Consider the following 22,945-nt stretch of genomic DNA (forward strand, 5'->3'; position numbering starts at 1 on the left):
GCTCAGAATAGGCTGACATCTGAATCTGAGGATAGCTGATGGCTGTCAGCCACGCCTGCCACTCCCCCTGTCGAAGGACTGGACCATGAGCGTTGTCGATACCTTGCTGTTGTTGCTGATCCTTGCCACTGCCCTGGGGTGTGGCCTGATGGGCGGGTTGTTTTTTGCCTTCTCCAACTTCGTCATGAAAGCCCTGGAGCGCATCCCGGAGCAGAGCGCGGTGACGGCCATGCAGTCGATCAACCAGGTGGTGCTCAATCGCTTGTTCCTGGCCCTGTTCTTTGGTACTGCGCTGACCAGCATTGCCTTGCTGGTCTGGGCCTACCAGCGCTGGCCGCTGCCGGGCAGCTTGTGCATGGCCATCGGCAGTGCGCTGTACCTGGCGGGTAACGTGGTGGTGACGATGCTGTTCAACGTACCGAAAAACCAGAGCCTCGCCCGCCTTGACCCGGCCAGTGCCGAGGCGGCAGTTGCCTGGCATCGTTATGTACCGACGTGGAATCGCTGGAATCATGTGCGCACGGTGACCGCCTTGGCGGCGGCGGCCTGGTTGATGTTGGCGCTGGCCTTGATTCGCGGGGTATAGCACCAGGTGGGGGACTGTTGATTCGTAGCCGCTGCCGCCAGGCTGCGGCTACCACGGGCCAATCAGGCCGTTGTTAGAACAACCCCATCTGCCGATCAATCAACGCCGAAAAATCGTCCTGCACAAACGGCAGGATCGCATCGGCCACCGGTTGCAGTTGCCGGGTCAGGTAGTGGTCGTAGTCGATGGCCGAGTGCCGGGTCTCCAGCGGTTCAGGACCTGCCACGGTAATCACATAACTGATCCAGCCACCATTCTGGTACTGCCGTGGCCGCCCCTCGCGTTGGTTGAACGCATCGGCCATGCGCGCAGCACGCACATGAGGCGGAACATTGCGCTGGTAGTCCGCCAGCGGCCGACGCAAGCGCTTGCGGTAGATGAGCAGCTCATCCTGTTCACCGGCCAGGGTCTTGCGCACGTATTCGCGCAAATACGCCTGGTAGGGCTGGCGCCGAAAAATACGCTCGTACAGTTCCTGCTGGAATTGTCGGGCCAGCGGCGACCAGTCGGTACGCACGCTTTCCAGGCCCTTGTAGACCATCTCTTCATGCCCGTCGGCACGTTGGACCAAGCCGGCATAACGCTTCTTGCTGCCCTCTTCTGCACCGCGGATGGTCGGCATCAGAAAGCGCTTGTAGTGGGTTTCGTACTGCAGCTCCAGAGCACAGTCCAGGTCATAGGTGGCCCGCAGATGCTCGCGCCACCATTGGTTGACTTGCTGCACCAGGTGCCGTCCGATGGCCTCGGCTTCGGCTTCGCCGTGGGCTTGCTTGAGCCAGACAAAGGTGGAATCGGTGTCGCCATAAATCACCGCATAGCCTTGGGCCTCAATCAGCTCGCGGGTGCGGCGCATGATCTCGTGGCCGCGCATCGTAATTGACGACGCCAGACGTGGATCGAAAAAACGGCAACCACTGGAGCCCAGCACCCCGTAAAACGCGTTCATGATGATCTTCAAGGCTTGGGACAGCGGCGCGTTTTGCTCGCGTTTGGCGGTCTCGCGGCCTTGCCAGACCCGCTCGACAATGGCCGGCAAACAATGATGGGTGCGAGAAAAGCGTGCACCTCGAAAACCCGGTACCGATGTCTCATTACCGGGCTCTCGAAGGCCCTCCACCAAACCCAGCGGGTCGATGAGGAAGGTGCGAATGATCGAGGGATACAGGCTCTTGTAATCGAGCACCAACACCGACTCGTACAGGCCAGGCCGCGAGTCCATGACAAAGCCGCCGGGGCTGGCCTCGTCTGGGCGCTCCCCCTGATTCGGCGCAACAAAACCCTGGCGGTGCATCAAGGGCATGTACAGGTGGCCGAAGGCGGCAACCGAACCTCCGCTGCGATCGGCCGGCAAACCGGTGACCGTAGCCCGTTCGAGCAAGAAGGTCAGCAGCTCGGTCTTGGCGAAGATGCGCGTGACCAGCTCGCAATCCTTGAGGTTGTAGCGGGCAAGGGCCGGCTTGTCCTCGGCGAACATGCGGTTGATTTCATCCATGCGCTGGTATGGCGTATCGATTGCCTTACCCTCGCCAAGCAGGGTCTGGGCGACATTCTCCAGGCTGAACGAGGGGAAGCTCCAGGTTGCCGAGCGCAGCGCTTCGATGCCGTCGATGATCAAGCGGCCACTGGCCGCAGCAAAAAAATGCGAGCGGCTACCCTGTTCGCGCCACTCCATCACCTCGCCCTCACGCCCGAGGCGCAGCGGCACCTGCAATTGCTCGGCGTGGGCCTGCAACACGCGCAGGTCGAACTGCACCAGGTTCCAGCCAATAATTGCATCCGGGTCATGCACTGACAGCCAGTGGTTCAAGCGCTCGAGCAACTGCGCACGGCTGTCGCAATACTCAAGGTCAAAATCGATGCCCTCGGCATCACCATTGGCCGGACCGAGCATGTACACCTGGCGCTGGCCGCAGCCTTCCAGGGCAATGGAATACAGCTCGCCACGTTCGGTGGTTTCGATATCCAGCGATACCAGCTTCAGTGTCGGCCGGTAATCGGCGGCGGGCTTGAGTTGGCCATCCTGCAGCACACCATGCTCGTCCACGGTGCCGCTGAAGCTGACCGGCGCGGTGATGAAACGCTCCATCAGGTAGCGCTCGGGGGGACGAATGTCAGCCTCGTAAACTTGCACCCCGGCGGCACGCAAACGCTTTTCCAGTTGAATCAATTGACGATGCTGGCGGCAATACAAGCCCAGTACCGGCCGTTGCTCGAAGTCACGCAGCTCAAGCGGGCGCAACTCCACCCCACGCTCACCACGCAGTACCGCCTGTGCTTGCTCACGGTGAGCTGCAGGAATGAAGGCCACTGACGTCTGCGGCGACAAGCGCAAGCGCCGTGGGCCCTGATCGGTGGCCAGCCAGAACTCAACGCAGGTGCCTGCCGGGGTATCGCGCCAATGCCGAGTCAGGACAAAGCCCTGCTGTAACTCCACCGCTGCAACCTCTGAACCACTGAGTAAGTGAGGATTCTACCTTAGCCAGCCACCCGAATGCCCGGTTTAAAGCCGTACTGCCGGGCACCGGACGCGTTTACCGGTTTTCATCGATTTCATGGCCGAGCGGGTGTTTGCCGAGCCTGCCCGCCAGGTTCCGCACTGCTATTAGTCATACAAATAGTCAATACCCAGCAAAGGCAGCTGCGGCACCCTGGCCAGTAAAAAATCGCCCAGCGCCTGCACCTGCCGCGCTTGAGGAGAAGACGTCAGCCAGGTCAAGTAGTACCCCTCACCGGTAGATACCGCCTGGGGCACTGGCGCGACCAAACGCCCGGCATCCAGCTCGCCGCGAGCCAGCAACAAATCGACCACGGCAACACCTGCGTCTTGCTGGGCAGCGGACATGCCCTGGTCGAGGGTGTCGAACAACTGCCCACGTTCGCCCCCACTTGGCGACGCGCCAACCCGCGCCAGCCAGCGGCGCCAGTCCCGGCGATCCGCGGAGCAGTGCAGATGCTCAGCACGCTGCAAGCCGGCAATTCCGGTTTCAATCAGCGCTTGATAAGCAGGGCTGCAGACCGGTAGCAACCACTCATCGAACAGTTTGAGGCTGTCTACATCAGGGCCAAAACGCCCGTCGGCCAACAGGATCGCGGCGTCATAGGGTTCGCTGTAAAAGTCCACGCAGTCGATGTCCATCCACACACTGGACAGCTGCACCCTGCTCTGTGGCGCTGCTTGACGGTACTGTCCAAGCCCCTCAAGGAGCCAGCGCATAGTCAGCGTTGAAGGTGCCTTGAGGCGAATGCCGTTACGGTCTTTCTTGAGCACGGCGCAGGCATTGTCGATGATCTTGAAGCCGACTTTCAGTTCTTGAGCCAATGTACGGCCGGGTTCGGTCAGCGCCAGCTTCGGGCCTCGGCGTTCGAACAGCGCGCAATCGAACAAGCCTTCAAGGGTCTTGATGTGGTGACTGATGGCACCCTGGGTCAGCGCCAGTTCCTGAGCCGCACGGGTAAAGGAGCCATAGCGCGCCGCCACCTCGAACGCCCGCAGGGCCTGCAGGGCAGGAATTCGTTCGGACATGGCCAGCCTCAAGCATGAGTAATACTAATAGAAAGCCATAGCAACAGGCGTTTTACAAGGTTCAATGGGCTGGCAAGAATGCCCGCCTCCCCCTCTTGTTGCCGAGCGCCCTGATGAATACTGCGTTGCTGCTGACCTATGTATTGACTGTGACACTGTTGATTGCCACACCAGGACCGGTCGTGGCACTGGTGATCCACACCGCTGCCACCGGTGGTCGGCGCCAGGCGCTGTTGACGGCCCTGGGCACCAACGGCGCTTCACTCGTGCTGATTGCCATGGCCGCCAGCCTGATTCTCACCAGTGCGGTGATTGATCCGCGCTGGCTGACCCTGGTTAGCGTGCTGGGCTGCCTGTTCATCGGCTATCGGGCGGCTTGCAGCCTGCGCCAGACAGTAGCGCCAACAGCCGATGCCGCGATGACCGTGTCTGGGCAAGGAGGCCTGTGGCAAGGGTTTGCCATCGGGGTGTCAAACCCTAAGGACATTCTGTTCTTCGTGGCCTTATTCCCACAGTTCATCCAGATCACTTCTCAGGTGAGTCACAGCCTGTTACTACTTTCTCTGGTCTGGCTAATGCTCGATATCGCCATACTAGGGCTGCTCATCTTGTTGACCAACAAACTGGCAACCCCACGGCGCCAGCAGCTGATCAGCCTGACCAGCGGTGCGCTGCTACTGGTGATGGCTGCTATGGGCCTGCTTTATAATCTCCATACGCTCTGGCTCGACGGTTTCATGGCTTTCGAGACCGGTCCTACAACGGGTAGAATGCTTGAGTCCATGACAGGCACCTTCGAACCCCACTACGGACAGTTGGCTTGAATCCTGAACATCACCGTCACATTACTATTTTGATGCCCAGCCACCAGACACCACGCCACGCAGCCTTCACCCTGCTCCGCGCACCGCTGTTAGCTGCCCTGTTTGGCACGCTTGCACCGGCATGCGCCATAGCTGATGGCCTGCGCATCGACCCCCATGCCGACCTGCTGTACCGCCAGGCCCTGCCCCTGCTGGAGCAAGCCGACAATCAGAACAACAGCTTCAGTCTCAAGACCAGCACCACCGACCAAGACCTGGCACAACAGGGCCAGGCCATGGGCCGCACCCTGGCACCTGCCGTGAGCCTGTTGAAGAAAGCCGTGGAGCTGGACCATCCGGTGGCACGCTACCGCCTGGCGCTCTACTACATGACCTACCTGCCTGCCGAGCAGATACCGTCAGCGGCCTGCCCGCTGTTGAAAACCAGCCTTGGCCAAGGCTTTGCACCCTCAGCCCTGGGGATTGAGGCCTGGTGCTCGGATTACCGGGAAAGTGCAGCATTTGCCAAGGCTCTGGACAATATCCCAAGCATGGCCACCCGCTACGCACCCTACTACCCGCAACCGGCCGAACGCTTGCTGTGCAACCGTGAACAGCCGCAGGGGCTGGCCTTGCAGTGGGGTCGTCAGCGCGACTACCAGGCAGAAATCTACCGGCTGCAAGGCAACAGCAACCCGGACCTACGTCAGTCTTATTGGCAGAAAGCCGTCGATCTGAACGGCTGTTTCGCGGTCCGACAACGCATGCTCAGCAGCCATCCCTGAGGTTAAGCGTAACGAGCGGGTGAGGTTGCACAGCAAGATCGTTCAAGTCACCTGCGCACGGCTCTGGCATGCTGTGCAACCTTGTTCAGCTGTCGCAGATCTCCATGTCCAATCCGCCGTTCGCCCGCCAAGCCTTTATCCAGGGCGCCATTGCTATCCTGCCCTTGTCGCTGGCCGTTGCCCCCTGGGGCCTGCTGGCCGGTTCTATGGCCATCGAAGCCAACCTTAGCCCGTGGGAAGGCCAGGGCCTGTCGGCCATTGTTTTTGCCGGCGCCGCCCAGTTGGTGGCGATTGGCATGATCAAGGGCGGGGCCAACCTGTTTTCGATTCTGTTGACCACCTTGCTGCTGACCTCACAGCACCTGCTCTATGGTCTGTCGATGCGCCCAGTGCTGTCAGGGCTACCCACCCGCTGGCGCTTGGGCCTGGGTTTTCTGCTCACCGACGAGTTCTTTGCCCTTACCAGCCAATATGATCAACAACAGTTCAATCGCTGGTATGCGCTCGGTGTGGGCCTGACCTTCTACATCGCCTGGAATCTGTTCACCCTGGCGGGCATCATCCTCGGCCAAAACATCCCGCACCTGGACCAGCTTGGCCTGGACTTCTCCATCGTCGCCACCTTTGTCGCGCTGATCGCGCCATTGGTGCGCAACGTGCCTACGGTGGTTTGCGTCGCGGTGTCGTTGTTCAGTTCGGTACTGTTCAGTTTCTGGCAGTGGGAAACCGGCCTGGTAGCTGCCGGGCTATTGGGCATGAGCGCTGGCTTTATCTGTCAGAAATTCAGCGGGGCACGCACATGATCTTTGCCTTGATTATCGGTATGGGCTTGCTGGTGTTTCTCAACCGCTACGCCTTTCTCGAGCCGCGCTTGCCACTGCGCCTGAGCTCCAATGCGCGGCAGTTTCTCGGCTTTGCCGTACCGGGCATGCTCACCGCGATCTGCGGGCCGATCATTTTCCTGCCTGGCCATCAACTCGACCTGAGCCTGACCAACCCTTACCTGCTCGGTTCGGTAGTGGCAGTGGTACTGGTCCTGTTGACCCGCAGCACCTTGATCAGCATGCTGGTGAGCATGGCTTTATTTTTCGTCTTTCGCTGGTGGTTAAACGGCAGTCCATGAACCTCGCCCCACAGGAACAGACCCGCTTCTGGCAAGCATCGGCGTTGGACGATATCGAGTTGTTACACGCTCGGTATTTCCAGCAACGGTTTGCCCCGCATGTGCATGAAGGCTATGTGATCACCATCATCGAGTCCGGTGCCCAGCGCTTTTGGCACCGCGGCAGTGAGCACCTGGCACCGGTGGGCAGCATGGTGCTGATCAATCCGGATGAACTGCACACCGGCGCCAAGGCACACGAGCAAGGCTGGCGCTACCGCGGCTTTTACCCGGACAGTGAGCGCATCACTGGTGTGCTGGACGAGCTGGAGCTCAAGCGTGACGGCCTGCCCTTTTTCGACGCCAGCGTCCTTCATGACCCACAACTGGCCAAGGCGTTCAGCTGGCTGCACTGTTCGGCTGAACAAGGCGCCAGTGCCCTGGAGCAACAAACCGCCTGGCGCGAGGCCGTGTTGCTGCTGGTGCAACGCCATGCCCGCGTCGCCAGTGTGCGCCAGCCCGGCAACGAACCCTGCGCCGTGGCCCGGGCCAAGGAACTGATGGACAGTCGCCTGGCCTACCCGCCGTCACTGCAAGAGTTGGCCGACTCGGTCAACCTCTCGCCCTTCCATTTCGCTCGAGTATTTCGCCAGGCTACCGGCGTGCCGCCCCATGCTTGGCTCAAGCAACGGCGCCTGAGCCGTGCCCGGGAGCTCCTGAAAAACGACTGCCTGCCGTTTAACGTGGCCTTTGCCTTGGGCTTTTCTGATCAGAGCCATTTGAACCGACAGTTCAAGCAGGCGTATGGCGTGACGCCCGGCGAGTATCGGCGGGCGTGCGTCGGTGAGCGGTTGATCTAGGCTCTGTATGAAAAGTTCTGAGACGAAGGTCAGGCAAGGCGAAAACAGCCGAGGAAGCGGAGTTTACGGGTTGTAAATGAGCATTCCGAGGCTGTTTTCAACGCAGCATCACCGAGTATCAAGGCTTTTTGTACAGAGCCTAGCAATGCAATCGCGGGGCCAGCCCGCTCCTACCGACTGTGTAGGAACGGGCTGGCCCCGCGATGTGGAGCGTTACGCCGGTGCTGACGTCCGGATCAGGTGATCGAAGGCCGCCAGCGAAGCTTTGGCCCCCTCGCCCACTGCAATCACGATCTGCTTGTACGGCACGGTGGTGACGTCACCGGCGGCAAACACACCTGGCAGGTTGGTCTGGCCACGGGCATCGACAATAATCTCGCCACGCGGAGTCAGCTCTACGGTGCCTTTGAGCCAGTCAGTATTAGGCAGCAAGCCGATCTGGACAAAGATCCCTTCCAGCGCGATGTCATGCAGTTCATCACTGTTGCGGTCCTTGTAACGCAGACCGTTGACCTTCTCACCATCACCCAGCACTTCGGTGGTCAGCGCATGGGTGATTACTTTGACGTTCGGCAGGCTGTGCAGCTTGCGCTGCAGGACCGCGTCGGCACGCAACTGGCTGTCGAATTCGATCAGCGTGACCTGGGCAACAATACCGGCCAGATCAATCGCTGCTTCGACACCGGAGTTACCACCACCAATCACGGCCACGCGCTTGCCTTTGAACAACGGGCCATCGCAGTGCGGGCAGTAGGCAACGCCGCGGCTACGGTACTCTTTCTCACCTGGCACGTTCATTTCGCGCCAGCGCGCGCCAGTGGCGAGGATCACGGTCTTGGCCTTGAGCGAGGCGCCACTGGCCAGGCGCACTTCGTGCAGACCACCGTCGGTGCCGGGAATCAGTGCTTCCCCGCGCTGCAGGTTCATGATGTCGACGTCGTACTGCTTGACGTGCTCTTCCAGGGCCATGGCCAGTTTCGGGCCTTCGGTTTCCTGGACCGAGATAAAGTTCTCGATCGCCATGGTGTCGAGTACCTGGCCACCAAAACGTTCAGCCGCGACCCCAGTACGGATGCCTTTACGCGCGGCGTAAATAGCCGCTGCGGCACCGGCCGGGCCACCACCGACCACCAGCACGTCAAAGGCGTCCTTGGCATTGATCTTCTCGGCCTGGCGCTCACCAGCGCTGGTGTCCAGCTTGCTGATGATCTCTTCCAGGCCCATGCGGCCCTGGCCGAAGACTTCGCCATTGAGGTAGACGCTCGGCACGGCCATGACCTTGCGCGATTCGACCTCGTCCTGGAACAGCGCACCGTCGATAGCGACATGGCGCACATTAGGGTTGAGCACCGCCATCAGGTTCAGCGCCTGGACCACGTCCGGACAGTTCTGGCATGACAGTGAGAAGTAGGTTTCGAAGTTGAATTCACCCTTAAGGGCACTGATCTGCTCGATCACTTCGGCGCTGGCCTTGGACGGGTGACCGCCGACCTGCAGCAACGCGAGCACCAGCGAGGTGAACTCGTGGCCCATGGGAATACCGGCAAAGCGCAGGCTGATGTCGGCACCAGGGCGATTGAGCGAGAACGATGGGCGACGGGCGTCGCTGCCGTCCTCACGCAAGGTAATCAATGTGGACAGGCTGGCAATTTCCACCAGCAGGTCGCGCAATTCGCGGGACTTCGCGCCGTCATCGAGGGAAGCAACGATCTCGATCGGCTGAGTGACCCGCTCCAGGTAGGTTTTCAACTGAGTTTTAAGCGTGGCGTCCAACATACGGGCGATTCCTTTTTCAAACGGTAGAAATAAAAACGCCCGGGCGAAAGCGCCCGGGCGTTTTGCGGGGCGGTGACAACGTCAGGTGCGGTAGGCCACCGCCCTCAGCTGGCTCACGGTCTTAGATCTTGCCGACCAGGTCCAGCGATGGCGCCAGAGTGGCTTCGCCTTCTTTCCACTTGGCCGGGCAGACTTCACCTGGGTGAGCGGCAACGTACTGGGCAGCCTTGATCTTGCGCAGCAGTTCGCTGGCGTCACGGCCTACACCACCGTCGTTCAGTTCGACGATCTTGATCTGACCTTCTGGGTTGATCACGAAGGTGCCACGGTCAGCGATACCGGCTTCTTCGATCAGCACGTCGAAGTTGCGCGAAATCACGTGGGTCGGGTCACCGATCAGTGGGTACTGGATCTTGCCGATGGTGTCCGAGGTGTCGTGCCAGGCTTTGTGGGTGAAGTGGGTGTCGGTGGACACACCGTAGATTTCCACGCCCAGGTCTTTGAATTCGGCGTAGTTGTCGGCCAGGTCGCCCAGCTCGGTCGGGCAGACGAAGGTGAAGTCGGCTGGGTAGAAGAACACCACGGACCATTTGCCCTTGAGGTCGGCTTCAGACACTTCGACGAACTTGCCCTGGTGGTAAGCAGTGGCTTTGAACGGTTTTACCTGGCTGTTGATGATAGGCATGAGTGACTCTCCTTCAGGGGGTTGAAAAATCTGATGGGGAAATCGTATCTAATACATTCGCTCAATGCTCATTGGTAAAGCTCATGTTGTTGATTGGTTTTGGCTATAAGTACCGTGCCAAATAGGTTGAACCCTCATAACCAGGCCTGCAGGCGATCGTTACCGGCTGCGCCGCAGGTGGCCGTCAGCACAATTGGCGCTCTCGCTTTCTGTTTGCTGTCCGGTAGTTGATAGAAGAGTGTGCAGTGTTGCTCCAGGCCCTCCCCCCAACGCACCTGCAAGCGCCCCTGCTCATTGATGCCGCGTACATGCAAGCGGCTACCCTGGCCAACCATCCCCAGTTCCTCACCGCGCTCATCCAGCACCTGGGCACCGAACGGCAAGGCACTGCCATCCTCCCGTCGCGCATCGATCAAGGCGCTGCGGCCGCTGCGGGTCGGGTAATACAACAACGATGCGGCACCGGCACGCGGCACCACGCGCTGGCTGCTGATCTGCAATTCGACATCCTGCGAGGTACCTTTGGGGTCCAGCTCCACGGTATTGACGCTGTAAGGCGTCAAGTGCGGCAGCACGCCATAACCACGTGCATCCAACTGTACCTGCGGTGCCTGTTTGAGCCGTGCCCGCGCCGCGCCCGGTGCATGCACGATGGCAAAACTCTCGCCAAGCGATTGCGCACCGGTCAGCCCGGCGGCGTGACCAACAAGCGCACCGCGAACGCCCAATGAGGCCTGGCGGTAGTCGCTGTGCTGGGCTAACGAACCGCTGACTTCCGCCACCGGACCGCGATAGAGCAGATTGGCATCCAGCCCGGCTGTGTCGTCGTTCGGAGCATGCCGCGTGGTCAGCCCCAGGCCGTACCCCCACTGACTATGCTCACCGGCGGTGGTGTTTAGCCGGGTATTGCTCACGGCCTGGCCCCTGCCATCGCTACTGAGGGTACTGACTAACGAACTACGTCGGGTGTCACCCAGTGGCATGCTCAAGGTCAAGCCGACCTGGTTGCGGTGCCCGGTCGAAGCATATTGCTCACGGCTGGCCGTGATCCCATAGCCCATCACGCCGTGATGGTGGAAATAACCCACTGAGTAGCTCAAGTCGCTTCCCGCTTGTCCCCACCGTTGCGTGCGCGTGGCCTGCAGTTGCACCCGTCCACCCTGCTCACCCAGGCCTTGATTGAGCGCAAGGCTTGCGCGAAGGCGTGAGCGCGGCAGCTCAAGCAGGGCCACACTGGGATTGTGCTGCGTACGGGCAAAGTCATTGAAACCTAGATAACCGTAATCACTGCTGGTCAAGCTGGCGTTCAGGTCGGTCATTGATGAGGCCATTACCTGGCGCCAGTTCAGGCGCAGCGCCTGACCACTGGTTTGATCGGGCTCGCCTAGCGCTGCACGTGACTGCAGCACTGTCAGCGCCACGGCCCCCAAAGGGCTGTTCAAGGTCGCCCCCAGCGCCGCGGACTGGTAGCCGTCAGCCCCCAGCACACCGCCATGCAGACTCAAGCGGTTGTTCAAGCCCTGCTGCCAACTGCCTTGAACATGCTCCGCTGCGGTGGCCCCCAGGCCATCGCGCCAGCGTCCGAGGCTGAAATCAAAGCGACTGGCACCGGGGCGCAAGGCCAGTGGCGCCGCCTGGTAAGGCACGATGAATGTACGCTCATTTCCATCGGCTTCCCGCAACGTCACCTGCAGGTCATCACTGAACCCGTTAGCATACAGGTCGTTGATTTCGAACGGTCCGGCCGGCACCGTCGACTCATGCAACACCACCCCACGCTGGCGTATGGTCAGCAACGCGGTGCTGTAGGCAATGCCACTGACGGTCGGTGCAAAACCGCGCTGCGACGCTGGCAGCATGCGCTCGTCACTGCCCAGGCCCAGGCCTACATAGGCGATGCTGTCAAATACCTCGCCCCGGCTATAGGCTTCCCCGAGGGTCAGTTGCGCCCTCCACGGGACAACATCGCGCTGCACATAGGTGCGCACCGGTTGATAACCACGCTCGATGCCGTCTCCCACCTGTAGCGTCCCTTCATGGCGCCAATACCAGGCACCGGCATTGACACCGCTGCGCAGCCCCAGAAACGTCTGACTCCAGCGCTGATCATCGCTGCGGTTGTGTTGACTGAACAGGTTAAGGCGGTAATCGACAAAGGCCGCAGGAGTACCACTGTCCCACTGCTCCGGCGGCAAGTAATCGCGCGGGGTGTACAGCATTGCCTGCTGGGCAACCTTCAGGCTTAGCCGTAACCCCGAAAAATCCAGGTGTTCGCTGGCCTCAAGCCCAAGTGCCGACAACGGCAAACAGCCATCCGCCTGTTGCAATTGCTCGCGAACAGACGCTGCAAGCTGTGCCTGGTCAATGGCCAGGGTTTGAAGCAAGGCGTCGCTGTAGCAAGGGCTGGCTTGCACGTCTTGGCCTTGCCGACGCAGGGGCACTGGCCAACGTCCGCTCCACTGCTCGTTGATCACCAGGTCCAGGAGCGGGTCACCTTCAGGGACTGCACTCGCGTGCTGAAAACGGCTGACATCGGTACCCGTGCCGCGTTCACCGTGCAGAAACCTGGGATCAAATTCCAGAGCGTCCGCCTGGGCCCAACGACTCGCCGACACAATGGCAATGCACAGCAGTAACCGCACCGCCAGCCGCTGGAGGCCGGCAGAAATCGTACTCATTGATCTGGACTCCAGCGCGCTCAGGGCGTGCGCACAACCACGGCAGGCTGCTGCGCTGGCAAGACGGCGCCATAGTCATTGACGCTGGCAACGTGCACGGTGGCCGTCTCGTGCCGGGTTTGCAGCAAACCCGGCACTGCAAACTGTTGCGTTGACATGGGCGCGATATGACTGCTGGCTGCCTCGTGTCGACGCGTGCCCACTTGCACCGCCAGTTCACTGAGGTTGACGAAGAAGCGGCTGGGGTTATGCGCCTCAAGCATCCACGCGTCGTTGTACTTGACCAGGCGCCAACTCAACGTTTGTGCAGCCTGTGAGGCGGTGCCCGGCAGCCCCTGAGGGCGGTAGAGCAGCTTGATCCGCGAGCGCAGGGACACCTGCAAGGCATTACCTTGGGCCTTGGGCGGGATGTCGAGCACATTGAGCCAGTACAGGCTCTCGCGGTCTGCAGGCAGACTATGCTCGCCCTGAAACAACCGCAGCGTCTGACCCTTGCCCGGTTCGAGGCGAAACAGTGCCGGAGTCAGGCTCAAAGGCACCTGTAGTTGTTCGACCGCGACGTCTGCCCCGCCGTCATCGATCCATACCTGGACCAACGAGGGATGCTGCCCGGCATTACTCAGGCTTACTGTGACTTCCGACGCTTCGGCGGGATAAATCACGCGGGTAGTAGAAATGACCACATTGGCGTTGACCGCACCACTGAACAGACAGGCAGCCAGCAGCCACCCGCACCAGAATGGCAGGCAGTTTCGTTTCATCGGTGTTTTCCTGAGGCGACCAGACCAGGGAGAAAGCAGCCCTTGGCGGGCTGCCGGGGGGATTTACGGGTAGATCAAGGTGTACTGCACTCGGGTGTTCACCAGCCCTGGGGTGGTGTTACCCAATGAGTAGTATTCAGCCGAGTAGCTGAGCAGTGCCTGGCCGCTAGTGATGTCGACCACCTGGGAGTTCTGGCTGCCTTGGGCACCTGCCAGGTTCATTGCGACGTTGTTGTGGTTGCGCAGTTGCACTTCAACGTTATTGCTGCCACCGGTATCAACGATCAGTCGCCCTTGCGGGTTAACGGTCGGACCGGCTTCAAAATAGGTGGCAACGCGATTCAAACCGGCCGAGCAGTTGCTCAGCCTCAACTCAAATGGCGTGTTGCCAGCGATCTGACCCGGATTGCGCAACAGGCTGGAGGACACAGGAGGCAGGATTACCGCAACGTTGTTGTGGCCACCATTGACTTCACAAGTTCCTGCCAGAACGGTACCGCTGAAACTCATCTGGCCACTGGCCTGGGCTACCCCAACACTCAGCAGCAGGCTGCACCCCAGCGCCAGAAGGGATTTTTTTGTAGCGTTCATCGTGACATTCCGTCGTTTGTTTGTAGGGAGCAATCAGGCCCTGACCTGATTGGATGCGACTACGCATCGCCCGGTCAGTATCTGGAATGTCCCTATCGACGAATGTCAGCTGTGGTAGCCAGGAAAAGCGTTTTTCGTTACGGCTGTGGTAGGAAATGACACTGCCCCTGCGAGGTCGACTCGCAGGGGCGTGACTCAACGCGAAACGGGCGTGCGCAGGGTGACGAACTCTTCGGCAGCGGTCGGGTGCACACCAATGGTTTCATCGAACTGCTGCTTGGTCGCGCCGGCCTTCAGCGCAATGCCAAGGCCCTGGATGATTTCACCCGCGTCCGGGCCAACCATATGGCAGCCCAGCACCCGGTCGGTGTCAGCATCGACCACCAGCTTCATCAGGGTCTTTTCCTGAACCTCGGTCAAGGTCAGCTTCATCGGCCGGAAACGGCTTTCGAAGATCTGCACCTTGTGCCCCTGCTCCAGCGCCTGCTCCTCGGTCAGGCCAACGGTACCGATAGGTGGCTGGCTGAACACCGCCGTTGGAATATTCTGGTAGTCCACCGCACGGTACTGCTCGGGCTTAAACAAACGCCGGACCACCGCCATGCCTTCGGCCAGGGCCACGGGCGTCAGCTGTACACGACCGATCACATCGCCAATCGCCAGAATTGACGGTTCGGTGGTCTGGTACAAGTCATCGACACGAATGAACCCGCGCGGGTCAAGCTCCACGCCGGTGTTTTCCAGGCCCAGGTTGTCGAGCATCGGTCGGCGCCCAGTGGCGTAGAACACACAGTCGGTGACCAGCTCACGGCCGTCTTTGAGGGTGGCCTTGAGACTACCGTCGTCCAGGCGATCGATGCGCTGGATGTCGCTGTTGAACTGCAAGTCCATGCCGCGCTTTTCCAGCTCTTCCTTAAGGTGCGTGCGCACGGCACCGTCAAAACCGCGCAAAAACAGGTCGCCACGGTACAGCAGCGAAGTTTTCGCCCCCAGGCCCTGGAAGATGCCAGCAAACTCGACGGCGATATAGCCGCCACCGACCACCAGCACACGCTTGGGCAGGTCCTTGAGGAAGAACGCCTCGTTGGAACTGATCGCTAGATCCTTGCCTGGAATATCCGGAATCTGCGGCCAGCCGCCGGTGGCAATCAGAATGTGCTCGGCGCTGTAGCGCTGGCCATCGACTTCCACTTCATGGGCGCCCGTGAGCTTGGCGTGGCCTTCCAGCAAGGTCACCCCGCTGTTGACCAGCAAGTTGCGATAGATGCCATTAAGCCGCGAGATTTCGCGGTTCTTGTTGGCGATCAACTGGCCCCAGTCGAATTGGGCGTCTTCCAACGACCAGCCAAAGCCTGCGGCCTGCTCGAAGTCATCGGCAAAATGCGCGCCGTAGACCAGCAGTTTTTTCGGCACACAGCCGACATTGACACAGGTGCCCCCCAGGTAACGGCTTTCAGCAACCGCCACTTTTGCCCCGAAACCCGCAGCAAAACGCGCAGCGCGCACACCGCCGGACCCGGCACCAATCACGAACAGATCAAAATCGTAGGCCATCTCAGTCTCCTTGGCAGGCCGTCAGCATACCTCCAGTAACGGCCAGGAACAAAAAAGCCACCCGAAGGTGGCTTTGTCAAACCGCTAGTACCGGGCTCAGTAAGCCTTACCGGTCTTGTACAAGTTCTCGAAGCAGAAGTTGGTGGCGTCGATGTAGCCTTCGGCGCCGCCGCAGTCAAAGCGCTTGCCCTTGAACTTGTAGGCAATAACGCAGCCATCCTGGGCCTGTTTCATCAGTGCGTCGGTGATCTGGATCTCACCGCCCTTGCCCGGCTCGGTTTCTTCAATCAGTTTGAAGATGTCCGGGGTCATGATGTAGCGGCCGATGATCGCCAGGTTCGACGGGGCATCTTCAGGTTTTGGTTTTTCGACCATGTTGCGTACACGGTACAGGTCATCGCCGATCAGGTCACCGGAGATCACACCGTATTTGCTGGTTTCCTGCGGGTCGACTTCCATGATGGCAACAATGGTGCAGCGGTATTGTTTGTACAGCTTGACCATTTGCTTGAGCACGCCGTCACCGTCGAGGTTGACGCACAGGTCATCCGCCAGCACCACGGCGAACGGCTCATCACCGATCAGCGGGCGACCGGTCAGAATCGCGTGGCCCAGGCCTTTCATTTCAGTCTGACGGGTGTAGGAGAACGAACACTCGTCGAGCAGACGACGGATACCGACCAGGTATTTTTCCTTGTCGGTGCCTTTGATCTGGTTTTCCAGCTCGTAGCTGATGTCGAAGTGATCTTCCAGGGCGCGCTTGCCGCGGCCGGTAACCATGGAGATCTCGTTCAGCCCAGCGTCCAACGCCTCTTCAACGCCGTACTGGATCAGTGGCTTGTTTACCACCGGCAGCATTTCCTTGGGCATGGCTTTGGTAGCAGGCAGGAAGCGGGTGCCGTAACCGGCTGCCGGGAACAAGCATTTCTTGATCATATACGTCCTTAACAAGGGCTTTGCGTACGAAATTCGGCGCAGTCTAATCAGGCGGCGGTCAGCTTACAATGCCCCGCCAACGGTCAATCGCTGCCATGATAGAGAAATCCTAGTAGAGATAGTTCCCATGGAACATAAAAATTGTGGGTATTGGGACTAGGCGTGGGCATTGCCACCTGCCAAATCGCAGAGGCAGCCCCGCGTCTACAGCGCTGTAGAGGCGGGCTTGCACGTGTTCCGTTATAAGGCCCCCTGCCCAATCAGCACACCCTCAACCTTCTGCCCATACAGGTTAACCCCATCATTGGCGTGGTACTTGAGCCGGGTTTTCTCGATCGACCCCTCCACCAGACGCGGATCCTGCGGCCGCTCATGACGGTTGATAAATGCGGCAACATCCCAAGCCTGCTGGTCGCTCAGGCTGCCCGGTTTGCCCAACGGCATGTTGTACTTGATAAACGAGGCTGCGGTGTTGATCCGGTGCATGCCAGCGCCCCAGTTGTACGAGTCCTTGCCCCACAGGGGCGGCATAACATAATCCTTCGCCACCTTCTGCCCCTGCCCGTCGGCGCCGTGACAGATCGCACACTGCTGCTGGTACACCTGCTCGCCGCGCTTGAAGTCATAGCCCTGGGCTGGCTGCGCCACCTCTGGATAGCCACGGCCGGGGGTTTCTACGCCAATCGGCGCCTTGCTCGCCAACCAGTAGGCATAGACCGATAGCGCGGTCATTTCCGGACTGTCAGCGGCCGGCGGTGTACCGTTCATACTGAACTGGAAGCACCCCTGGATGCGTTCGGCAAAGGTGTTGACCTTGTCATTTTTCTTACGATAAGCCGGGTACATGGGATACGCGCCCCAGAGTGGCGCCGAGTTGCCTAGACGGCCTTGATCAAGGTGGCAGTTGCTGCAGTTCAGACCGTTGCCGACTTTATCCGGCAACAGCCGCCGCGTATCGACAAACAGCGCATGGCCCTGACGGACCATCTTGCCAAAGGCGTTGTCCGGCAATTCACTTTCCGATGGCGGGGCAAATCCCGGTGCACTATTGGCCGCTGGCACCTTGAGCTGCGACTGATCTTCCATAGCGATGGGTGCGGCGTGGGCAGTACCCAGGGTCAGCGCCAGGGCTGCGAACATGAGTGGTTTCATGGTTTGACCTCCTGGCTGGCGGGATTGGCGAAATACTCGACCACCGCCTTGACTTCCTCGTCAGTCATAGCCTTGGCCACCCCCACCATCAGCTGGTTCGGGTCATTGCTGCGACTGCCGTCACGCCAGGCATTGAGCTGCGCAACCAGGTAAGTGGCTGGCTGATGGGCCAACGGCGGGAAATGCTCGCCCACCCCGGCACCGCCGGGGCCATGGCATTGCACACACCCCGGGATCTTGCGATTCCAGTCGCCGTACAACGCCAGCTTCTGCGTGGCATCGGCAGCCATCTGCTGCCTGCGCGTATCAGCTACTGCATCGCTAGGCATGGCTGCCAGCGTGGTGGTCACCGCCTGGATTTCGTCATCACTAAGGGCCTTGGCCAGGGGCTCCATAATCGGATGCTTGCGACTACCAGAGCGAAAATCGTGCAGTTGTTTGCTCAGGTAGGCGGCTGGCAACCCGGCCAGGCGCGGAAAGCCGGCCGCCGCGATGCCCTTGGCGTCTGCACCATGGCAGCTCAGACAGGCCATTGCAGCAGGGTTTTGCCCGCCTTGAGTAAAGATTTTCTGACCATCGGCGGCATGCACGGCAGTGACTGAGAACAGCAGCAGGCTACTCATCAGGATTCGATCCATTGGGATCATCACGGACTCCATTCTTTTATTATAAGCTTAGGCTTTTTTTTCATAAGCCTAAGAATAGTAGGCCCATCCCGCGTCACCGACAATGTCGAGAATGGCCAAACGCCAGCTGAAACGTTTAGCTTGCGCACGCCTTACCGCTCATCAGCCCGATCGGTCATTTCTGCCCATCCTGTCGATTCGCTTCGCGCCCGAACGACCAGGGTTACATTCCTCCGCTGGAGCGTGACCATGGACAACTACCGCAACCCGCAAGTGGTTTCCCGCAGCGAATGGCTCAGTGCCCGCCGGCAATTGCTGTTGCATGAAAAAGCCCTGACCCATCAGCGCGACGAGCTGAGCAGAGCCCGGCGTGCCCTGCCCTGGGTTCGCGTCGAACAGCCCTACAGCTTCGAGGGCCCCCACGGCCCGCTGAGCCTGGCCGATCTGTTCGCTGGGCGCAGTCAGCTGCTGGTCTATCACTTCATGTTCGGCGAGGGCTGGAGCGAAGGTTGCCCCGGCTGCTCGTATCTCGCCGATCACTTCGACGGCGCCAATCTGCATTTGGCCCATCACGATGTTTCACTGGTCGCCGTGTCACAGGCGCCGTTTGCCGAGTTCCAGGCGTTCAAGCAACGCATGGGCTGGAAATTCCCCTGGGTCTCGTCCCACGGTAGCCCCTTCAACAAGGCATTCGGTGTCAGTGTCAGCGACGATGGCAGCAGCCAGTACAACTACGAGCCGTACACTGGCGACGAAACCGAACTGCCCGGCTTGAGCGTGTTCTATCGCGATGCCGACGGGACGATCTTTCATACCTATTCAAGCTATGCCCGCGGCCTGGACATCCTGGTCGGCGCCTACAACTTCCTCGACCTGATGCCCAAGGGCCGCAACGAAGAAGGCACCATGGACTGGGTACGCCATCACGACCGTTATGAAGGGGCCGACGCCGTCAAAGCGCAGTGCTGCCACGACTGACTCCACCTCAGAAGTACTTGAGCCAGGCAATATCCCGACGTCGCTGTTTGAGCGCCGCGAACCAGCGCGTCGGGGGATACAACACAACTGCCAGGACCACGCTGCATAACCAGAGACTACGGACGTGGGCAACGCCGAAGTAGTCGCCCTGGTTCGCGCCCCACAGCGCCAGCGCTAGCCAGTACAGCGCTTTGAGCACATAGAGATGCAGCAAATAGAAAAACATCGGCGCGGCCCCAAACAGCGCGAGCACGGGCACCCAACGCCGGGCCTGGTACCGCTCCAGCATGGCCAGCAACAACAGGCACAGGCCCAGGGTCGGGAGCAGGAACATCAGCGACGGCGGGTACTTGCGCGCGCTGAGGAAGCTCATGCTGGTGCGCAAGGCATCCCCGGTCGCCACCCAAGGTTGCTCGCCATAAGCATTCACATAACGAACGGCCACAAACGCCAGCAGCAACCCTGCACCCCAGCGCACCAATAGCCTGAGGCGCTCGTCCGGTTCGGTGCGTTGCGCGAACCAGGGCCCGGCGCCCCACCCCAGCAGAATCACACCGATCCATGGCAGTACTGGATAGGTGGTACGCGCCCGAGTGTCCCCGACCACGTCGATAAATTCGCGCTGGTGCAGGATCGCCCATGGCACGAACCAGGGTGAGTCGCTGCTGAACAGCAGCGGATCAAGCAAGTTGTGCCCGGTCACAATCAATGCGCCAAGCACCAGCAACACCCCGCGCGACAGATGCAGGGCTGCCGCCAGGACGATCATGCAGATGCCGATGCACCAGATCACTTGCAACCACAGCGTCTGCGGCATCAAGGTGCCATTCCAGGCCAGGTTGACCAGAGTCAGCTCCAGCAGCACCAGAAACAGGCCACGCTTGAGCAGAAACATTGAGGTGTCACGGCGGTTGTGCTTCTGGCTGTAGAGCCAGGCCGATAAGCCGGTCAGAAAGATGAACACTGGGGCACACAGGGCGCTGAGCAAACGAGTGAAGAACAGTTCAGGTTCAACACTCAAGGCATCCATCGGATCGCTGACCTGACGGTGCAGGAAGAAGGTTTCGCGCACGTGGTCAAGTAACATGAACAGCATCACCAGACCACGTAAGGCGTCGATCGATTGCAGGCGGGAGTGGCTCGAAGGCATGACGGGCTCAAGACAAATATAACGATATAATGTAACACGCTACTGTTGTCGAACCGAATCCCCGATTGCCTCATTGCGCGCCGCGTAGCGCTGGGCCAACACCGCGCAGACCATTAGCTGGATCTGATGAAAGATCATCAATGGCAGGATCATCGCGCCAATGCCGCCGCCGACAAACAGCACCTGGGCCATTGGCACGCCAGTGGCCATGCTCTTCTTCGAGCCAGCGAACAGGATAGTGATGCGGTCTTCGACATTGAACCCCAGCCAGCGCCCAAGGGCTGCCGTGCACCAGAGCACCAGCGCCAGCAACAAACAACAGACCAGCACCAGGCCGGCCAGCCGCGAGGGCGCCACCGAATGCCACAGGCCACTGACCACCGCATCACTGAACGCGGTGTAGACCACCAGCAGGATCGAGCCTTGGTCAACGATTTTCAGCCAGCGTGCATTACGCGCCACCCAACTGCCAATCCAGCGCCGCGCCAATTGCCCGGCGACAAAGGGCACCAGCAACTGCAGAACAATCTTCAGCACGGCATCCAGGCTTGAGCCGCTGTCGCCCTCCACGCCCATCAGCACCACCACCAGCACAGGCGTCAAGACGATTCCCAGCAGGCTCGAGGCGGCCGCGCTGCAAATCGCCGCTGGCACATTGCCGCGGGCCAGCGAGGTAAAGGCAATCGCCGACTGCACAGTGGCTGGCAAGGCGCACAGATAGAGCACACCCAGGTACAGTTCGTCACCCACCAGGGGCAACAGCAACGGCTTGAGCGCCATGCCCAGCACCGGGAACATGACGAAGGTGCACGCAAACACCAATAAATGCAGACGCCAGTGGCCGGCCCCGGCCGCCACTGCCTCGCGAGACAATTTCGCACCGTGCAGGAAGAACAGCAGGCCGATAGCCAGGTTGGTCAGCCAACCGAACAGCACCGCACCGCTGCCTTCACAGGGCAGCAAGGTTGCAACCAGGATCACCCCAAGCAGGGCCAGGGTGAAATTGTCGAACAGCATCCGCAAGTACTTCATGGTCGATCCTGACTTGTTATTGTGGCGCGGCAGACGATAAGGTCTTTGCACCGACTTCACTAACGCCAGAACCCTGACAGTGTCGCCAAACGGACAATCCTCCCTGCCCGAGCCGCAAGTGCTCGAGCACCTGCAGCGGCTGCCACGCCCGCTCTACGGTCATCTCCAGACGTTGCCCAACATCGTCCTGGGCTACCGCCATGCGCATCCCTGGGGGCAGTTGTCCTACGCCATTGGCGGCGTGCTGCAGGTACACACCGACAGCGGTTTCTACCTGGTGCCGCCGCAGCGTGCGGTGTGGGTGCCGGCACAGGTCCAGCACCGGGTAAGTTGCCCCGGCGATGCCTGCTTGCGCAGTTTGTATCTTGAACACGCCCCCGCCGGCTGGTCGGCTAGCCTCTGCCGGGTGATTGCAGTCAATCCTTTGTTGCGCGAGTTGATCCGAACCTTCAGCGAACTGCCGGTGCATTACGACATCAACGGCGCCGATGGACGCCTGGTGCAAGTACTGCTCGACCAACTGGCGATGGCGACCGAGCAACAACTGATGCTGCCCCTCCCCCAGGACCCTCGCCTGCGCGCATTGTGCAGCCACCTTCAGGCTCAGCCCGATGTATCAACCAGCCTAAGCGCCTGGGCCAGGCAAGCAGGCGTATCGGAAAAGACCTTGAGCCGCCTGTTCCAGCGCGAAACCGGCCTGAGTTTCCGCCTTTGGCGCCAGCGCATGCGCCTGCTCAGCGCATTGCCAGCACTGGAGCGTGGTGAGCGGGTTACCGATGTGGCGCTGGCCTGCGGCTACGACTCGCTGTCTGCCTTCATTGCCGCGTTCGGCCAGCAGTTCGGGTTGCCACCGGGCGCGTTCTTGCGGGCACGAATGGATGCCCAACAGCAGCAGTAATCGCGTCGAAATCCTCTGCCCGGCCTGCTACCCTTGCGCCCGTCCGCTAAGCCGCCTGTCAGAAAAGGAGTTCCCATGACAACGCTCACCGTCCGCGACGAATCAGTCTCAGGGGAAGTGTTTGAAACGTTCGCCCTGCACTTTCCTAGCGACAACATCACCGTACGCCAGTTAATCCGTGAGCGTATCCATCAGGAAGTCCAACTGCAGGCTCAGGACACTTGCCGTCGTCAACGCCTGGTGATCCCCGATCCGCTGGAGGTCGCCCTCAACGGTGTGCGCAAGACCCCTGAGCATGAGCCGGTGGACTGGCGCAAACAGGTCGACATCGCCTACCAGGCGTTCGAACGCAATGGCTTCGTCATTCTCTTTGATGAGCACCAGGCCGAAAGCCTCGACGAAACCCTGACCATCCGCCATGACAGCGTGGTCAACTTCATCAAACTGACACCGCTGGTGGGAGGCTGAA

General features: G+C 60.3%; 22 protein-coding genes. 9 read left to right on the forward strand and 13 right to left on the reverse strand.

Annotation, left to right across the window (positions count from 1 at the left end; genetic code table 11):
* Positions 1-85 precede the first annotated feature (85 nt).
* Positions 86-586, forward strand: a complete 501-nt coding sequence (locus CX511_RS15885) for an anthrone oxygenase family protein (RefSeq protein ID WP_045183252.1) — start codon at positions 86-88, stop codon at positions 584-586.
* Positions 587-659: 73 nt separating this feature from the next.
* Here the strand turns inward: CX511_RS15885 and CX511_RS15890 are convergent, their stop codons facing one another.
* Positions 660-3,020: a DNA polymerase II gene (locus tag CX511_RS15890; protein ID WP_101291950.1), complete on the reverse strand. Its 2,361-nt coding sequence runs from the start codon at positions 3,018-3,020 to the stop codon at positions 660-662.
* Positions 3,021-3,188: 168 nt separating this feature from the next.
* Positions 3,189-4,109, reverse strand: coding sequence for a LysR substrate-binding domain-containing protein (locus CX511_RS15895; RefSeq protein WP_045183255.1), 921 nt, complete (start codon positions 4,107-4,109; stop codon positions 3,189-3,191).
* 113 nt (positions 4,110-4,222) lie between these two features.
* Here CX511_RS15895 and CX511_RS15900 point away from each other — a divergent pair, with 113 nt between their 5' ends.
* The 5 genes from CX511_RS15900 to CX511_RS15920 all read left to right on the forward strand — a co-directional run bounded on the left by CX511_RS15900 (position 4,223) and on the right by CX511_RS15920 (position 7,659).
* A complete protein-coding gene (locus CX511_RS15900) occupies positions 4,223-4,933 on the forward strand; it encodes a LysE family translocator (protein WP_082071313.1) in 711 nt (236 codons plus the stop codon).
* Positions 4,934-4,965: 32 nt separating this feature from the next.
* The gene (locus CX511_RS15905) at positions 4,966-5,697 is read left to right on the forward strand and encodes a hypothetical protein (RefSeq protein WP_101291949.1); all 732 of its coding nucleotides are present in this window, start codon (positions 4,966-4,968) and stop codon (positions 5,695-5,697) included.
* Between the two features lie 104 nt (positions 5,698-5,801).
* Positions 5,802-6,500 (forward strand): AzlC family ABC transporter permease, encoded by a 699-nt coding sequence (locus tag CX511_RS15910; RefSeq protein WP_101291956.1) that lies wholly within the window; start codon positions 5,802-5,804, stop codon positions 6,498-6,500.
* Positions 6,497-6,820 (forward strand): AzlD domain-containing protein, encoded by a 324-nt coding sequence (locus CX511_RS15915; RefSeq protein WP_101291948.1) that lies wholly within the window; start codon positions 6,497-6,499, stop codon positions 6,818-6,820. The genes CX511_RS15910 and CX511_RS15915 overlap by 4 nt, the downstream gene beginning before the upstream one ends.
* On the forward strand, positions 6,817-7,659 hold the full coding sequence (locus tag CX511_RS15920) for a helix-turn-helix transcriptional regulator (protein ID WP_045183259.1): 843 nt from the start codon (positions 6,817-6,819) through the stop codon (positions 7,657-7,659). The genes CX511_RS15915 and CX511_RS15920 overlap by 4 nt, the downstream gene beginning before the upstream one ends.
* Before the next feature lie 213 nt (positions 7,660-7,872).
* Here the strand turns inward: CX511_RS15920 and ahpF are convergent, their stop codons facing one another.
* From ahpF to CX511_RS15965, 9 genes are all read right to left on the reverse strand, one after another.
* Positions 7,873-9,435 (reverse strand): alkyl hydroperoxide reductase subunit F, encoded by a 1,563-nt coding sequence (ahpF, locus tag CX511_RS15925; protein ID WP_045183261.1) that lies wholly within the window; start codon positions 9,433-9,435, stop codon positions 7,873-7,875.
* A gap of 121 nt (positions 9,436-9,556) precedes the next feature.
* Positions 9,557-10,120 carry an alkyl hydroperoxide reductase subunit C gene (ahpC, locus tag CX511_RS15930; RefSeq protein ID WP_038612379.1) on the reverse strand — a complete coding sequence of 188 codons (564 nt, stop codon included), beginning with the start codon at positions 10,118-10,120 and terminating at the stop codon, positions 9,557-9,559.
* A 134-nt stretch (positions 10,121-10,254) separates the two neighbouring features.
* Positions 10,255-12,798 (reverse strand): fimbria/pilus outer membrane usher protein, encoded by a 2,544-nt coding sequence (locus tag CX511_RS15935; RefSeq protein ID WP_101292764.1) that lies wholly within the window; start codon positions 12,796-12,798, stop codon positions 10,255-10,257.
* Positions 12,799-12,818: 20 nt separating this feature from the next.
* Positions 12,819-13,559 (reverse strand): fimbrial biogenesis chaperone, encoded by a 741-nt coding sequence (locus CX511_RS15940; RefSeq protein WP_101292762.1) that lies wholly within the window; start codon positions 13,557-13,559, stop codon positions 12,819-12,821.
* 63 nt (positions 13,560-13,622) lie between these two features.
* Positions 13,623-14,150, reverse strand: a complete 528-nt coding sequence (locus CX511_RS15945) for a fimbrial protein (RefSeq protein WP_045183264.1) — start codon at positions 14,148-14,150, stop codon at positions 13,623-13,625.
* A 195-nt stretch (positions 14,151-14,345) separates the two neighbouring features.
* Positions 14,346-15,704, reverse strand: coding sequence for a glutathione-disulfide reductase (gene gorA / locus CX511_RS15950; protein WP_045183265.1), 1,359 nt, complete (start codon positions 15,702-15,704; stop codon positions 14,346-14,348).
* A gap of 96 nt (positions 15,705-15,800) precedes the next feature.
* Positions 15,801-16,640, reverse strand: coding sequence for a UTP--glucose-1-phosphate uridylyltransferase GalU (gene galU, locus CX511_RS15955; RefSeq protein ID WP_045183266.1), 840 nt, complete (start codon positions 16,638-16,640; stop codon positions 15,801-15,803).
* A gap of 240 nt (positions 16,641-16,880) precedes the next feature.
* Positions 16,881-17,726, reverse strand: coding sequence for a c-type cytochrome (locus CX511_RS15960; RefSeq protein ID WP_373432761.1), 846 nt, complete (start codon positions 17,724-17,726; stop codon positions 16,881-16,883).
* 62 nt (positions 17,727-17,788) lie between these two features.
* A complete protein-coding gene (locus CX511_RS15965; RefSeq protein WP_101292760.1) occupies positions 17,789-18,439 on the reverse strand; it encodes a c-type cytochrome in 651 nt (216 codons plus the stop codon).
* Positions 18,440-18,667: 228 nt separating this feature from the next.
* Between CX511_RS15965 and CX511_RS15970 the strand changes: the two genes are divergently transcribed.
* On the forward strand, positions 18,668-19,396 hold the full coding sequence (locus tag CX511_RS15970) for a DUF899 domain-containing protein (protein ID WP_045183271.1): 729 nt from the start codon (positions 18,668-18,670) through the stop codon (positions 19,394-19,396).
* A gap of 7 nt (positions 19,397-19,403) precedes the next feature.
* On the opposite strand, the gene CX511_RS15975 is transcribed toward CX511_RS15970, so the two are convergent.
* Entirely contained in the window at positions 19,404-20,546 is a 1,143-nt protein-coding gene (locus CX511_RS15975) for an acetyltransferase domain-containing protein (RefSeq protein ID WP_101292758.1), read from the reverse strand.
* A gap of 39 nt (positions 20,547-20,585) precedes the next feature.
* Positions 20,586-21,578 carry a bile acid:sodium symporter family protein gene (locus CX511_RS15980; RefSeq protein WP_045183274.1) on the reverse strand — a complete coding sequence of 331 codons (993 nt, stop codon included), beginning with the start codon at positions 21,576-21,578 and terminating at the stop codon, positions 20,586-20,588.
* 79 nt (positions 21,579-21,657) lie between these two features.
* On the opposite strand from CX511_RS15980, the gene CX511_RS15985 reads away from it, so the two are divergent.
* Positions 21,658-22,476, forward strand: a complete 819-nt coding sequence (locus CX511_RS15985) for an AraC family transcriptional regulator (RefSeq protein ID WP_045183276.1) — start codon at positions 21,658-21,660, stop codon at positions 22,474-22,476.
* Positions 22,477-22,551: 75 nt separating this feature from the next.
* A complete protein-coding gene (locus CX511_RS15990) occupies positions 22,552-22,944 on the forward strand; it encodes a hypothetical protein (protein WP_052675505.1) in 393 nt (130 codons plus the stop codon).
* Position 22,945 lies beyond the last annotated feature (1 nt).

Origin of the sequence: Pseudomonas sp. S06B 330 (assembly GCF_002845275.2) — a bacterium.
Lineage (GTDB): Bacteria > Pseudomonadota > Gammaproteobacteria > Pseudomonadales > Pseudomonadaceae > Aquipseudomonas.